This is a genomic window from Brasilonema sp. UFV-L1, from assembly GCF_012912105.1.
In the GTDB taxonomy this organism is placed as follows: domain Bacteria; phylum Cyanobacteriota; class Cyanobacteriia; order Cyanobacteriales; family Nostocaceae; genus Brasilonema.
On record NZ_QMEA01000002.1, the window covers coordinates 1 to 15,682 of the forward strand.

The window sequence follows — 15,682 nt, forward strand, 5'->3', positions numbered from 1 at the left end:
ACTTTTTTTGACACAAAAGCCTCCTCTTCCTTTGGTTGAGGTGGCTTTTGTTTTTGATGCTGTGTTTATCCACGGTACTGGGTTGAAAAAATTTGCATGAAAAAGTTTGCATGAGAAAAATCAAAATACTCAGGACTTACGCAACTGGCATAAAGCACGAGTGGGCAGACAGGGCAAACACATCTGAACATGACAAGCGCGGGGGTAAGTAAGTCGGCATAAAAAAACCAAACTATGTGAAGATAAGTAAATACGGAGAATACATCTATATTGGGTAACTAGTATATGGGCGCTCGTTTAAGGGTATTCCTCAGTCGTGAGCAAGATCGCACTCTATTAAACATTAGAACTGCAGATGTGCCACATTCATGTCAAAGAGCGAGCAGAGGTCATCAGATTAAATGCACATGGTTGGTATGTAGAAAAAATCGCGGCTCACTTTAATTGGACGGATCAAACAGTGAGAGACGTTTTGCATAAATGGCAGAGATTAGGCCTGGAGGGGCTTTGGGAATTGTCAGGTCGAGGGGTTAAACCAAAGTTGAAAGAGGACGACATCATATTTTTGGAAGACAGACAGGCGATCGCCATGCGGCAATTTCATTAGACCAAACACATATGCAAACACATATGAACGTCTGGACGTTTTAATTGCTCAATTAAATAATTAGACAGTCAGTAGACCACATCATACCGAAATCAAAATCCGGTTCAGATGAATACAAAAACCTCCAACTTCTTCATCGGCATTGTCATGATAATAAGACTGCCAATGATGGTAGTCTTGGCAATCAATCTGACTGTAATAGTGTCAAGCCTAAGCCGCCAGTCATCCCGGAGGACTATAGATGGGTTGACGATATGCTGGTTGTGATCTATGTATGACAAGCACCATTTCATTGAGGAGCGGAATGATGCGAAAGTATCACGTTCCGTTTTGGAGAGCAACGGCTCTGGTGAGGGAGTCGTTGACTTTAATCAAACGGACACGACTAGCTTCAAAATCACTTAGGACAAGATATGCTTCATAAATTGAATAATGAGTTTTTAAATAAAAATGATCATCGTGTAGGGGGTGGAGAGAGGGTTGAGCGACGCTCAACCCTCTGTTATAAAAAAGAAAAAGCGAGAGGATGCCGTAGGCATCCTCTCCCCCTGCTCCCATGATTATCATTATTGAGAATTAAAGACTCGGACTTTTTCCGACAGTATCTGGCGCTCGGTTTACGTTGTCCGACACGTGTCGAAGACTTTCAAGAGTCAAAAACCAAAAGTACAGCAGTGGTGTGAAGCGCTAGAGCTTACTGAGAGCAAGTTTGTGGAAGATGCGATAGGGCTTGCACCGTTTTGGACAGGGGACACTTTTAGGGGTTTATCGTTGGTTGGTACTGTCCCTTATTTCTTATGTTTTGGCGCACTGGGCTTATTTATCGACGGCGATTGCCTACGGCAGAGCTACGCTTAACGCATCTTTATATCTACCTAATTGGGGAGAAGCTGCAAAAATTGCATTCCAAACTATATTTCCTCATTTGGTGGTGTACCTTATTCTACAAGACATTGAATCCCTGAGAGAACTGGCACTTAGTCAAGGAATTAACATCCAAATTTCCAGGTGCAAGATGTGAGTTAAGTCAAACAGCTCGCAACTTGGGTTTTCAAGTATTTTTAGGTAGGGACGGTGCTCAACATTTTTTGTTCAAAAAATGGGTGACGAGGGATTTGAACCCGCAACCAATGGATTAAGAGTCCACTGCTCTACCGTTGAGCTAGTCACCCCTAGGATATTTAGATATTACATGATATCACCTCGACGCTAAATTTGTCTAGCAGATTAACTGCTGGAAGTTGATTGTTGTAAATTCGCCGGAATTTGTTTTGGGATAGTCCAGAAATAAATCGTTCTTCCATCGACTTGCTCAACCTTTTCAGGTTTCCACTCTCCCATGTCAAAAGCGTGCGACACAATACGGGTACCAGGTTTGAGTTGCTGAAATAGCTGCGAACGCAACTTCACATTGAGTTCTGGCAGCAAGTAGAGAGTCACCACTGTTGCTTCGCTAAAGTCACTCTTAAATAAATCTTGCTGGAGAAACTTCACTTTGTCAGTGACTTTTGCTTTTTTAGCATTTTCGTTAGCCTCTTTGATGCGTTGTGAGTCAATATCTATACCCACAGCCTTCTTGACGCCATACTTTTGTACTGCAGTAATGGGAATTCGTCCGTCTCCACTGCCAAGGTCGTACAGAATATCATTTTTGCTAACCTTCGCAACTTTTAACATTCTGTCTACGACTTCCGGAGGTGTTGGTACATATACAACATCTGGTGTCCGTTCTGTCGGTTGAGTTGTGGGTGTAGACTTTTGCTGAACTTCTATGGTAGAAGGAGATGCTTCAACCTCTCCCTGGGAACTGACTTGCTGTTGCTGAGTGCAACCAACCAACGTCAGGCTACCGACACTGACTATTACCAACAAAACCTTTAATATTGCTTGTAATTTCATGACTTTTCTCTTGTTAAAAACGTAAGCTTTGGCACTGTCACTTTTGTTGCCATATGGGAAATTACCGCAATATTGGTAATCAGCCACAAGAAAACAACTTTAAAGCTTAAGCTGGTATGGAAACACTTTGAATCTGCTTTAGGTTAGGTATGGTTGATAAAAGTCTCCTATTTTCCAGATGTTTTTAAGCGATGAATTTGGCATTCATAGATTTTGTATTTTGTCAATCCCGTAAATTTATTCTCCTTGGAACGAGGAATGAAGTTATAGTTTTCAACCTTTGACTTCATGCAGCTAAGCTTCGTGATTTGTTGAAAGTAAAGATAATGGATTATATCTATCAAAATCTACAGGAAGATTCGTACAATAATTCAGTAGCGCCACATACGTTTACTGATATAGGAGATAACCAATGCCACTACAGGCAGTTGGATCAATTGAAACAAAGGGTTTTCCTGCTGTGCTAGCAGCAGCAGATGCAATGGTGAAAGCAGGTCGAGTCACCCTCGTAGGATATATAAGGGTGGGTAGTGCTCGCTTTACAGTTAATATTCGTGGAGATGTATCTGAGGTCAAAACTGCTATGCAAGCTGGTATTGAGGCTGTAGAACAGGTTCATGGTGGTACCCTTGAATCCTGGGTCATTATTCCTCGTCCTCATGAAAACGTTGAAGCTGTCCTGCCTATCGGTTACACAGAACAAGTTGAGCAATACCGACAAGCAGTGGAAAATCCAATTGTACGCAGGTAATTGCTGGTTAGTTTATAGTCGGTCATTCAGAAAAATTTGACTAATGACCGATGACTAATGATTCATGACTAATTCATGTCTAATATCTCGATTATTATCCCTACCTTAAATGAGGCGAGCTGTCTAGAACGCACTCTACGTCATCTCACTATAGTAGTACCTCCAGTTCGGGAAGTGCTAGTGATTGATGGTGGCAGTTCTGACGAAACTGTCACCATAGCTCAAAAAGCTGGAGTTTCCGTGATTGCTGCCAAAAAACGCGGACGTGCTGCACAAATGAATCAAGGTGCAGAGATCGCAACAGGAGAAATCCTTTGCTTTTTACATGCAGACACGTTGGTTCCAGACGATCTTGTGACAGTCATTAACGAGACACTAGTGGACGAAACTGTTGCTGCTGGAGGTTTTATTTCTTTGATGACAGGTGATCAAACTACTCGATGGGGAGTATCACTACACAATTTTGTGAAAAGTTATTACGCACCATTGCTTTTTCGTCCACACCTGTTTTTTCAAGGACTGCGCTTGTTGTTTGGTGACCAAGTAATGTTTGCACGTCGTGCTCATTTTTGGGAATGTGGAGGTTTTGACAGCAATCTTCCAATCATGGAAGAGGCTGACTTATGTTTGAAGCTTGTGCAACAGGGGAAAATCCGCCTGGTAAACCGCATTGTCCAAAGCAGCGATCGCCGTGTGGCACACTGGGGTTTCCTCAAAGCGACAGCTATATATCTTTCTATCGGCTTTCTTTGGGGTTTAGGCGTCTCGCCACAATACCTCAAGCAGTTTTATGAGGATGTTCGCTGAAAATCGGGCTGATTAAGGTACCCACAAGGGTACCTCAAAATTTTTTATAAAAAATTGAGAATATTATATACTATACTATATACTCTAATCTGAAAGAAAACAATTTCTTTTAACAATCAGATAAATTCTCAAAATCAATCATCAAATCTCTTGCTTTTTCTGACTTTTTCTTATTTATTACTAATAGTATTTTGTCTTATATTTCCTACATGATGATGGATTTGTAAAATGACAACAAGTAGTTGACCAAGCTCTTTTTGACGAAAAATTTTTACCGGTCTTTTTTTGCATAATATAACGACTAGTCATTCTTAGATAATCCAAATGTTTTAAAAATGGATACACGCTAAGAGTGCTTGCGTCTATCTATAATTGGCAAATACAAAATGGATCCCTGTCTTGAGTGATCATGCATATACAGTACTGCTAAAAAAATAGTATAAAAAGTAGCAATAATGTATACTACCAATAGAAAGCTCAGTAACGGTGAAACATAGATTGGTAAAACAGCGTCTAGAAAGGTTGATGAAATTCGCCAGCATTATCAAGTGCAAAATGTTAGTTTTTCCAGATCCCTCATCAAAACATCTTGCAAGGTCATACACTTTGACTCGCTCGTTTTTCTGAGTCAACATAACGTATCCTAGGTTTACAAAAGTTAAACTTTAGGTCAAGTAGCGAGAAAAGCTCACAAGTATTGATTTTTGGTTATTCAAGATTGCGAAGATGCATCGAAATTGAAAAATACCTGCATAACTTTAGTGAGTCAAAACGTAATAAAAGAGGAAAGACATTGGATGTCATGATGGACATCATCAAATCAGGTGCAGCTGCCAGTGTAAAGGTAAAGAGGGATAAAAGGGGGTTGTGATTGATGCAAACTTTAAAACAGGGTATTGAGGAGCGCAATCTCACCATGGCTTCGGAGGCGGACAAACTGGCGCAAGATTGGCGAAAACGCTTGGATATAGAATGTCCAGAACAGAGTGTTCCCAATAGGGAAAGTATAGTGAAATGGCTTTTGGGAAGTGACTTACATCGATTTGAGCTACTTAGCTCAAAAGAATTGGATATCGCCAAACAAGCCATGGAGTACCGCTACAAAATTTTGCGTCAACGTTACTTAGGAATTGCCAGGGAACGTGCTTACCGCAACTTAATCACTCGATTGGGAAGTTTGGTAACATTACGTAATAAAGTTCAGACTTGGATTGCCTTGAGTCGCGATCGCCAACGGACAGTGTTAGACGTACTGCAAGAAGTTATCCAAGAACTACTGCAAAGTGATAATTACATACAACAACAAATGATTTACATTGGTGAATTTACAACTGATGGCAGACTAAAAAATGCCCTACTGTTTGCCAGTGTAGAAGAGTATTGCTTGCGACCAGTCCGCAATCAACCACTTTTGGTATATCGTTTTGTAAATTACCTACGGAGGACTCAACGTGGTGGTTTAACTCAAGTGCCAAGTCAGGACTTAGTTAGGCTTGTCTCTGAAGAAATTCTTACTGATGACAGTGATAATCGAGTCAACTTAGTTGATACTCAGGCAATAGCTGAATATCAAGAAGCTATTCAGCAAGAAGAACAACAAGCACTGCGTCAAACAGTCAAGCAAGAATTTGAGGATTATTTACAAGAAAATCTTGGGCAAGAAGCTGTAGAGTGGCTGCGACTTTATCTACAAGGCAAGCCTCAAGATGAAATTGCCAAAAAGCTCAACAAGCCAATCAAAGAAGTGTACCGACTCAGAGAAAAAGTAAGCTACCACGCTGTACGTGTGTTTGCCCTCAAAGGGAAACCAGAACTGGTAGATAGCTGGCTGTCAATTTCCTTGAAAGAGCATAATTTGGGGCTGACACCAAAGCAGTGGCAAAAATTGTACGAACAATTGACCCCCATGCAGCGCCAAGTCCTAGAATTGCGTAGAGCAGGTGATTCCATAGAAAACATCGCGTCTGTGTTAAAACTTAAAACTCATCAAGCAGTCGGTGAATGGACTAAAGTTTATCTGTTAGCCCAGACTTTGAGGAGTCAAGAGTGAAGCGTCCGGAAAAGGAAATTGGTAATTGCTCCAGATTTGAAACCCTGTAGTTTAGTAGACTTCAACTGCTAAACTAGAGACTGCCAACTATTGAGTAACAATTACCTGTTTCCAATTTCTAAACAATTTTCAGATGATTTGTCATGTTTTTTACAATTGTCTTTTCTAAAAGAATCATTGATGAACTCTTAAATGATGTAAATAATAACAAAAATTTGCGAAACACACAAAAGTCGTACGTAACAGCGCTGAGTCTTTAGTATGCATCACTAACACTTTTGATCTAACGTTAACGAAGTATAATATATATTAAGTAGAGTATACGGAAAACACTAACAAGGAAAGAAGTGATGGAATCAAAACCTTAGAAAATGCTCGAATGCAAAAAAGATGGAACGACAATGTTTTCCAAGTGGTGATAGACAATTGAATAAAAATAGACAATACTAATTAAGTAGGATATCTCATTCACTTTAGACAACTGCTTAATTGAACGGGTTTAGTGTAAACAAGTATTAAGTGCTGAGGTAAGAGCAGTCAGCAAATTTTTTGACTTGCAACTCTTGACTATTGACCATTAACTATGAACTATGAACTAATAATTCATAACTCAGAATTCTTACTCACAAACAAAGATGACTGAAGCAACAGCACCTCGCACTAACACTTACACCCAGCAAACTGCACCGACAATTTACTACCAGGTGGCAATGCCCAAACCAGAAACGCACCTGTTTGAAGTGACTTTGCGTCTGGTAGACTACTCATCGCCGATTTTAGACTTGAAACTGCCAGTGTGGACCCCTGGGTCCTACTTAGTGCGAGAATATGCCAAAAACTTACAAGATTTTGCTGCTTTTAGCAATGATAAGCCTTTGTCCTGGCAAAAAATCAGTAAAAATCACTGGCAAGTTGAAACAAGTTACATATCAGAAGTAATTATACATTACCGTATATTTGCTAATGAATTATCAGTGCGAACAAATCACTTGGACTCTAGTCATGGCTATTTCAATGGTGCAGCACTGTTTTTTAGAATACTAGGTTGGGAAAGAGAACCAATACAGGTCAGTATTATACCGCCACACCCAGAGTGGAAGACCACTACATCGTTACCACCAGTCAGACAAAAAGTCAATATTTTTTGTGCTTTAGATTTTGATACGCTTGTAGACAGCCCCTTTGAAATTGGTACCCACCAGTTACATCACTTTGAAGTTTTGGGAAAACCCCATGAACTGGCAATTTGGGGTAAAGGGAATTTCCAGTTGCAGCAGATGATTGCTGACATTGGAAAAATTATCGAAGTAGAAGCACGAATGTTTGGTGGGTTACCATATCAACGATACGTATTTATTCTGCATTTACTCGCTCAAGCTTATGGTGGTTTGGAGCATAAAGACTGCTGTTCGCTGATTTATCAGCGCTTTGGCTTTCGCGATCGCGACAAATACGAACGCTTCATCCAATTGGTTGCACACGAGTTCTTTCACTTGTGGAATGTTAAGCGTATTCGCCCCAAAGCGCTAGAGGTCTTTGATTACGACCAAGAAAACTATACATCATCACTGTGGTTTTGTGAAGGGACGACAAGTTACTACGATTTGCTTATTCCCTTTCGCGCAGGAATTTATGATGCGAAGTCATTCTTGAATAATTTGAGTAAGGAAATTTCTCGGCATGAAACGACTCCAGGACGCAAGGTACAATCGCTTGCAGAGTCAAGTTTTGATTCATGGATTAAACTTTATCGTCAAGATGCCAACAGCGGTAATAGCCAAATTTCTTACTATTTAAAAGGTGAAATGGTGTCGTTGTTGCTAGATTTGCTGATTCGTTCACGACATAGAAATCAGAAATCACTTGATGATGTCATGCTGCAAATGTGGCATCAGTTTGGAACAGATGAAATTGGTTACACCCCAGAAGAATTGCAAGAAGTTATTGAGTTCATTGCTGGTATGGATTTGACCGATTTCTTCAACAGCTACATTGATCAAACAGAAGATTTGCCTTTCAATGAATACTTGGAACCATTTGGCTTGGAACTGGTAGAAGAAAAGGATGAAGAACCTTACCTAGGTGTAAAAGTCAGCAGTGAACATGGACGAGAAGTGATTAAGTTTGTTGAAGCAAGTTCACCTGCACAATTAGCAGGAATTGACTCAGCAGATGAGTTAGTGGCTATTGATGGTTTGCGTGTCACAGCGAATGGGTTGAGCGATCGCCTGAAAGATTACCAACCGAAAGATATCATTCAAGTCACTATTTTCCATCAAGATGAACTTCATACTCTACCTGTCACCCTGGCATCTCCTCGTGTCAAAAAGTATCATATAAGACCAGTAGAAAATCCTTCTCCTACACAGAAAGAAAATTTTGCTGGATGGTTAGGTGTGCCTTTGACAACCCTACGCTAGTCATTTGTATTTGATAATTCGTAATTCGTATTTACCAAAATCACGAATTACGAATTACGAGTTACACAGATAAAGCCATATACGGGTAAGATCAATGCAAGGCAGATACTCTATCAACGGAGGAGAAGAATGGAAAAGTATGTATGTGGCGTCTGTGGCTACGAATACGATCCTGAGGTAGGCGATCCGGAGAATGACATAGCACCGGGGACAGCGTTTGAAGATATACCAGAGGACTGGGTATGTCCTGTGTGTGGGGCAGGAAAAGACGAATTTGAGCTTGAAGAATGAGCAACTGTTAACTGCAGTGATACTGCGAATACCTTTTCAAAATGCTCAACCTTGGGAAATGGTTCGTAGAAATGGTGAAGTAAGCGCTTCCATTGCTCATATTTAGGTGAGTTACGAAACCCGGTAGTATGGTCTTCTAAGGTTTGCCATCGGACAAGAAGCAAATACTGGTTTGGGACTTCAATACAGCGTTGGAGTTCATGAGATATGTATCCTCCGATTGAAGCAATGATAGCAGATGCTCTGGCGAAAGTGATTTCAAATTCGCTTTCCATCCCTTTGCGAACATTGAGGATTGCAAGTTCTAGAATCATAAAGTTTTACAGCAAGTGGGTAAGCTCTGTTTTTTAAAATCTTAAAACAATGAGCATAACCACGATGTGAGGTGACGTGTAGCTTACTGAAGCACACCTAATCTGGTACAAAATGCTCAGTCGATGAGTTGATAGCAATGTTATTCGTTTTTATCGTTGTTACCGGAGTCTTCATTTTTCTCCTTCTTTTGGAGAGAATCGTTCCCTTACGTTCTGTGAAACATTCACTCTTCAAACGCCTATTTATCAACTTTTGCGTTACTGCTCTTGCTTTTGTTGCAAATGCGGCAATTGTACAACCTGCTGCCCAAATTGTAATGCAGTGGACTCAGCAGCAGTCCTTGGGATTGATTCACATCGTAGTACTACCCGCAGTGATTGAAAGTGCGATGTTCCCAAACAGAGTCGCCCAAGGGGTGATTGCCTTTTTGTTGATGGATCTCACATTTTACTATTGGCATCGGGCTAACCATAGATTTCCATTATTATGGCGCTTCCACAATGTCCATCACATCGACCCAGATTTAGATGTTTCTACAGGATTTCGCTTTCACTTTGTCGAGATTGTTCTATCAGCAGGATTTCGTGTTCTTCAGGTTGCTTTGATTGGCGTATCAGTAGAAACTTACATCATTTACGAGTTAGTTTTTCAGATCAACACGCTTTTTCACCATAGTAACGTCCGTCTTCCACTTGGAGTGGAACGCCTGCTAAACATGATATTGGTGACGCCGCGTATGCATAGTATTCATCATTCGCAGGTACAACAAGAAACCAACTCCAACTTTTCTGTTGTTTTTTCTTGGTGGGACAGACTACATCAAACACTGCATTTTAACTTTTTCCAGTCCGAGATTGACATTGGTGTACCAGCCTACTCGTCTTTTGACGACAACCAGCTACAGCATATTTTGATTATGCCGTTTCAAAAACAACGAGATTACTGGCACAGACGTGACGACACATCAGCTGTTTGAGAAGGGCGATTCTACTAAAGGTGAATCAGCTTTGCATAATCCAGGACTCCTATGGCACATAAAATATCCAGCCGTTGCAAGCGCCTAAAACAGCGTGTTGCACACTCGATAACGAATACAGCTGGATATTTTATTTTTTGGGTATCCCTATGAACAATATTGTGAAGTACCCGCCACCAAAACGGAGTACCGTTTATGGTGGGGGCTTCCAGTTTCATTCGTCGATGCCACGTTGGGGATCCCTATTGCTCAATTGTCGTTGCCCGTCTTATATCCCGCCGCTAAACGGAGTACCGTTATAGCGGGGGACTTACGACGAACCTGTTAAGGATGAGTGTAAATACATTTGTGCATGAGAAACACTATATTGATTGGCATCTAGTTTGACTCAACACAAAATTTACCTCATCCTTAAACATTGCTCAAACGATTGAGACAACAGTCTTCTCAACTAGCACTTGAATATTCATAGGCACCTATATCAATACCAGCGCCTTGAGGTCGTTGTACACCATCCTTATCGGCCTGTGCATATTGACCGATTGCAGAGGAACCAGCATCAATTGCTGGCGATGCAGATGTAAGATGGAAATCATTGGCATTGGTGTTATTGTTTGGGTTCTGGTTATTACTTCCAATTTCACGTCCATAGAGGGTTTCATAGCCACTGAAGCTGACAAATCCAGCTGACTCGACCTTGGTGTTATTGTTAGCGCTCAGGTTATCAATTCCAGTTCCACCTTCATACAGGTTCTCATACTTGTTCGAGAACAAGTTATTTTCCAAAGTCAGATTGCCCGTATCTTCAATCAAGCCATTCCGGTAGGTACTATCAGTAAAGATATTGTTGCGAATCGCAATGTCAGTAGGTTTATAACCACCAGCCACATAACTCGAACCATCGACTTCAATGGCTTCGACATTATTAACAACGGTATTGTTGAAAATCTCCACGTCACGAACATTACTCATAACGCCAATTCCTCGACCAGAATTCACTCCTTGTAGTCCATTGCCATAAACAACGTTGTTGTAAACTCGGATATCAGAGACATCCCCTTGATTAGGCACTTCATCTGCAACCACAATTCCATCACCAAAGTTGTCGGTGACCACATTGTTGTAGACGTCAACATTAAACGTGTTAGAACTGAAACCATCTACATAAATAGCAGGACCACCTTCATAGCCCTGATTTGTACCGGAAATCGTGGCTTGACCAGTTACATAGTTGCCATGAACAGAGCCATTTCGGGAACCAGTTTTAATGTCGATACCTTCGCGTGTACCCCCTTTAAGAGTGTTATTAGCTACCTCAAAACCATCAACACCCCAAATGCTTAGGGATTCTTGCGTTTTCAGTGGATCATCGCCTCTACCACCTTGCCATCTTGCATTGGCATTTTCAATAGTGTTGTTGAGCACCTTAATATTCTTACTGGTAACTTGCTCTTCTCCACCTCCGAAGTAAGTATCAGGCATAGCAATGATACCTGAGGAACCAGTGTTGTAGGTGTAATTGTTTTGAATTGTTATATCGCTGGCATCACGCATAGAGATTCCAGCCCAAGATGTGTCTTCAATGCGGAAACCATCAATAACCCAATTGCTTTTACCTACAGACTGAATAACTCCTTCTCGGAAACCTCCATTGATAGGGTCAGGGTCACGCAATGTAACATCACCATTGGCTTTGAGTATGATATCACCTGATTCGCTGTTACCAGATTTACCAAGAGTCACTAGCTCGCTGTAAGTACCTGGTTGAACCAAAACAGTGTCACCTGCTTTGATAACAGAATTTTCTCCAACTGCGTAGTTAATGCTTTTCCAAGGTTTATCAATTGTACCTGGATTGTCATCACTACCATCTTGTGAAACATAGTACACAGTACCAGAGTTATTGGCTGATGGTGTTGAAGAAGAAACGGATGTGGGTGTCAATGAAGAACTAGGTGATGAAGATGTAGCACCAGAATTGGTCAGGTCTTCAGTGTTTCCATTAGAGTCACCAACTAGGGTATCCTGTCCTCCGGTCAGAGAGTCTCCATTGCTACTACTGAGATTATTGTTACCATTGTTAACCAGACTTTGATCATCATTAGAGATACCAAGTACAGTACTGCTTCCGCTGCTACCATCTATCTGGCTGTTTTGCCCACTAAAGTTCTTGTTGGTCCAAGAATCGATGGTGTCTTGTATACCTTTGGAAGTCCCACCACTATCTCCATTCACATTAAGAGTGGAATTTTGAGAGTTGCTGTTATTAGTGATGACATCAGAAATTGGTTGAATTGAAGTATTGCTTTGAAGCGGCTGAGATTGACAGTCTGTAAAGTTCATGATTTTGCCTCCGTCAAGTTCTTCGTTAACGTCGTAACTGCAGATGACCCGAAGAAAGGAAGGACCCTGAATATCAAAGCAATTGAATTAAGCCCTAAAAGATTGTAGAGATTTCGCGCTTTACTGAAGCAACGCACATTAAATCTCAACCTTCAACAACAGAAACTTTTTCACTGTCATTGAAAGTTTATAGGGTAAGATAATTATCCGGCACGAGTTAGGTAAATGCTTCGCTCATTTTGGGCTTAGCCATCGTTCTTAAATTTGTTAAGAGACTTGGTCTAAGCAGCCTTAAAGTTGGGATGAATTTTTTTTCTTCGTACATTATATCAGGACTGACGCAACGGTCAAGCGACTAAGTGATTTTCTATGGCAACTGTATCTAAATTTTGAATTACTTTCCCAGTAAAGGTTTCATAAACTTACAAGCATCTATTAAACTTTTATGCGTTGAAAACAAAAACTTTTGTCTCATAGGCATTTTAAATAGTTTTGTCTAATGAGTTAGAATTGACGCATTGACAGAAAACACAAAATATGAATAATGAATTTTATGCTTTTAGGCTTGATTTTTCGATAATTTTTAGGCGATTGCAACTCATCAAAGGATAATTACCAAAAGCCTGAAATGACTGATTTTCGTTAGTGCATATAATAAAGAATTTGTACAGTGCGTAAATCCAATGAGTATTTGAATTAATGAGTATTTGAAATTGTGAATCACAACTTTCATCTTTAAAATTCATCCAACAGTAGGTTTATATGCATTTGCTAACTGTTTTAAAGTTTCTGTTGTATCCAGAAACACCGTCTATGTTGGAGAATGCATGCCGCAATACTTTGGAAAACTGCCTACAACTGCCCAACCTTGGACAAGCATTGATAAAGTGCAAGCCGTACATTGGGATGAACGCACTATTCAAATTGAGTGTGGTGAGTCACGCTTAGCCATCAGCGTGCTAGCACCAAACTTAATCCGAGTCAAGATGTCACCTCATGGCGAATTTATGCCTCGTCGTTCTTGGGCAGTCACATTGGATGATACAGAATGGGCAGTTATACCCTTTAAGGTGAATGAAACCAACGAAATAGTAGAAATTGAAACAGAGCAAATACGTGTATGTATTCAGCGGCAAAATTGCCATGTGGCTTGCTTTGACAAAACTGGTCGTCCTTTTGCCCAAGATGCAGACATTGGTATGGGTTATCGTATGGGTGCAGTTTCTGCGTGGAAACGCATAGAAGCAGAAGAACATTTCTACGGCTTTGGGGAACGTACAGGCTTTCTTGACAAACTCAGCGAAGTCAAAACAAATTGGACGGTTGATGCCTTAGATTACGGTTCACTCACTGATGAGATGTACCTAGCAATTCCATTTTTTATAGCCTTGCGTCCTGATTTGGCTTACGGTATTTTCTTTAATACAACTTTCTGGAGTCAGTTTGACATAGGCGCAGAAAAACCAGGTTTGTGGAAAATGGAAACTCGCGGTGGTGAGTTGGACTATTACATTATTTATGGTCCAGAACCTGCAAAAATTCTCCACACCTACACTCAGCTTACGGGTAGAATGTCATTACCACCAAAATGGGCGCTTGGCTACCATCAATGTCGTTGGAGTTATGACTCAGAAATCGTTGTGCAACAGCTGGCGCAGGAATTTCGAGAACGCCGCATTCCTTGTGACGTCATCCACCTTGATATTGATTATATGCGGGGCTATCGCGTATTTACCTGGAATCACAAGCGTTTTCCAAACCCTGCAAAACTGATAACTGATTTGGCACAGGCCGGCTTTAAATCAGTAACAATGATTGACTCAGGCGTTAAGTACGATCCAGAAGCCGACTATCACGTTTTTGATCAAGGCATAGAAAACGACTATTTCGTACGTCACGCCAATGGACAATTATTTCACGGCTATGTATGGCCAGAAAAATCTGTTTTTCCTGATTTTCTGCGTTCTGATGTGCGTCAATGGTGGGGTGACTTGCAAAAAAGCCTCACAGAAATTGGCATTGCAGGAATTTGGAATGATATGAATGAGCCAGCTATAGACGATCGCCCCTTTGGAGATGGTGGCAATAAAATTTGGTTTCCCTTAGATGCACCGCAGGGAGGAGGGGGAGAAAACAATTCAAAATTAGGAGTCTCTCCCTCATCCTCTTCGTCTGAAGAAAGAACGACTCATGCGGAAGTGCATAATTTATATGGTTTGTCAATGGTGAAAGCATCTGCACAAGGTTTACAACGACTGCGCCCAAATCAGCGTTCTTTTGTGCTGACACGTTCTGGTTTTGCAGGAGTGCAGCGTTGGTCGTCGGTGTGGATGGGCGATAATCAGTCATTGTGGGAACATCTAGAAATGTCTTTGCCTATGCTATGCAACATGGGACTTTCTGGTGTGGCATTTGTGGGCTGCGATATTGGCGGATTTGCTGGTAACGCCACCGCTGAATTATTTGCTCGGTGGATGCAGGTTGGAATGCTCTACCCCTTCATGCGTGGTCACTCAGCAATGACTACAGCTCGTCATGAACCTTGGGCTTTTGGAGAGCGTACAGAGAACATATGTCGAGAATACATCAACCTACGTTACCAGTTACTGCCATACATTTACAGCCTCTTCTGGGAAGCTGCAACCACAGGAGCGCCTATTTTAAGACCATTACTTTACCATTTTCCTAACGATCCTAAAACATATACGCTTTACGACCAATTGCTACTTGGTCCTTTCCTCATGGCTGCACCAATTTACCGTCCAGGAATTGAGTATCGTGCTGTTTACTTACCTGCAGGTACTTGGTATGACTGGTGGACTGGGGAATCTTACTGTGGTCCAGTTCATATCCTTGCCCATGCTCCATTAGAAAAAATGCCTCTTTATATACGTGCTGGCGCGATTATCCCCATGCAATCTGTGATGCAATATGTTGATGAACATCCACTTGAGCAGCTAAGCCTACGTGTTTTCTCTGGTACTGGTGAATTTACACTTTACGAAGACGATGGATGTACATTTGAGTACCAAAAGGGTGCATTTGCAAGTGTAAATTATCGTGTCTCGGTGAGTGGAGAAGAAACAATTGTGGAAATTGGAGCGCGAGACGGAGGATGGACACCATCACCTCGTAAAGTGATTGTTGAACTTGTGGGAGTTGGCGAACAGCAGTTTCAAGACGATGGGAAACCACGTACTTTGAAGTTTTGAGCGTTAAAAGC

At 41.2% G+C, this 15,682-nt stretch carries 12 protein-coding genes, 1 tRNA gene and 1 pseudogene; 10 read left to right on the top strand and 4 right to left on the bottom strand.

Annotated features, from left to right (window positions below; all coding sequences use genetic code 11):
• Positions 1–355 precede the first annotated feature (355 nt).
• The 3 genes from DP117_RS00760 to DP117_RS00770 all read left to right on the top strand — a co-directional run bounded on the left by DP117_RS00760 (position 356) and on the right by DP117_RS00770 (position 1,628).
• A complete protein-coding gene (locus tag DP117_RS00760) occupies positions 356–607 on the top strand; it encodes a helix-turn-helix domain-containing protein (protein WP_169216438.1) in 252 nt (83 codons plus the stop codon).
• Positions 608–687: 80 nt separating this feature from the next.
• Entirely contained in the window at positions 688–885 is a 198-nt protein-coding gene (locus DP117_RS00765; RefSeq protein WP_339381186.1) for an HNH endonuclease, read from the top strand.
• A gap of 497 nt (positions 886–1,382) precedes the next feature.
• Complete coding sequence (locus DP117_RS00770; protein ID WP_169216435.1) at positions 1,383–1,628, top strand: hypothetical protein; 246 nt, start codon at positions 1,383–1,385, stop codon at positions 1,626–1,628.
• A 79-nt stretch (positions 1,629–1,707) separates the two neighbouring features.
• On the opposite strand, the gene DP117_RS00775 is transcribed toward DP117_RS00770, so the two are convergent.
• Together DP117_RS00775 and DP117_RS00780 are read right to left on the bottom strand one after the other, a co-directional pair.
• Positions 1,708–1,779: transfer RNA gene (locus DP117_RS00775), tRNA-Lys, on the bottom strand.
• Between the two features lie 55 nt (positions 1,780–1,834).
• Positions 1,835–2,506: a class I SAM-dependent methyltransferase gene (locus DP117_RS00780; RefSeq protein WP_169216439.1), complete on the bottom strand. Its 672-nt coding sequence runs from the start codon at positions 2,504–2,506 to the stop codon at positions 1,835–1,837.
• A gap of 412 nt (positions 2,507–2,918) precedes the next feature.
• Here DP117_RS00780 and DP117_RS00785 point away from each other — a divergent pair, with 412 nt between their 5' ends.
• The 5 genes from DP117_RS00785 (at position 2,919) to rd (ending at position 8,825) form a co-directional block, all read left to right on the top strand.
• On the top strand, positions 2,919–3,257 hold the full coding sequence (locus tag DP117_RS00785) for a carbon dioxide-concentrating mechanism protein CcmK (RefSeq protein ID WP_169216440.1): 339 nt from the start codon (positions 2,919–2,921) through the stop codon (positions 3,255–3,257).
• A gap of 75 nt (positions 3,258–3,332) precedes the next feature.
• Positions 3,333–4,064, top strand: coding sequence for a TIGR04283 family arsenosugar biosynthesis glycosyltransferase (locus DP117_RS00790; RefSeq protein WP_169216441.1), 732 nt, complete (start codon positions 3,333–3,335; stop codon positions 4,062–4,064).
• A gap of 874 nt (positions 4,065–4,938) precedes the next feature.
• Positions 4,939–6,114, top strand: a complete 1,176-nt coding sequence (locus DP117_RS00795; protein WP_169216442.1) for a HetZ-related protein 2 — start codon at positions 4,939–4,941, stop codon at positions 6,112–6,114.
• 635 nt (positions 6,115–6,749) lie between these two features.
• Positions 6,750–8,534, top strand: coding sequence for a M61 family metallopeptidase (locus DP117_RS00800; RefSeq protein WP_169216443.1), 1,785 nt, complete (start codon positions 6,750–6,752; stop codon positions 8,532–8,534).
• 129 nt (positions 8,535–8,663) lie between these two features.
• The gene (rd, locus tag DP117_RS00805) at positions 8,664–8,825 is read left to right on the top strand and encodes a rubredoxin (RefSeq protein WP_169216444.1); all 162 of its coding nucleotides are present in this window, start codon (positions 8,664–8,666) and stop codon (positions 8,823–8,825) included.
• 29 nt (positions 8,826–8,854) lie between these two features.
• Here the strand turns inward: rd and DP117_RS00810 are convergent.
• Positions 8,855–9,139: pseudogene (locus DP117_RS00810) on the bottom strand (antibiotic biosynthesis monooxygenase); the annotation flags it as partial.
• 137 nt (positions 9,140–9,276) lie between these two features.
• Here DP117_RS00810 and DP117_RS00815 point away from each other — a divergent pair.
• A complete protein-coding gene (locus tag DP117_RS00815) occupies positions 9,277–10,116 on the top strand; it encodes a sterol desaturase family protein (RefSeq protein WP_169216445.1) in 840 nt (279 codons plus the stop codon).
• Between the two features lie 447 nt (positions 10,117–10,563).
• Here the strand turns inward: DP117_RS00815 and DP117_RS00820 are convergent, their stop codons facing one another.
• On the bottom strand, positions 10,564–12,459 hold the full coding sequence (locus DP117_RS00820; RefSeq protein WP_169216446.1) for a choice-of-anchor Q domain-containing protein: 1,896 nt from the start codon (positions 12,457–12,459) through the stop codon (positions 10,564–10,566).
• Positions 12,460–13,286: 827 nt separating this feature from the next.
• On the opposite strand from DP117_RS00820, the gene DP117_RS00825 reads away from it, so the two are divergent.
• A complete protein-coding gene (locus DP117_RS00825; protein WP_169216447.1) occupies positions 13,287–15,671 on the top strand; it encodes a glycoside hydrolase family 31 protein in 2,385 nt (794 codons plus the stop codon).
• Positions 15,672–15,682 lie beyond the last annotated feature (11 nt).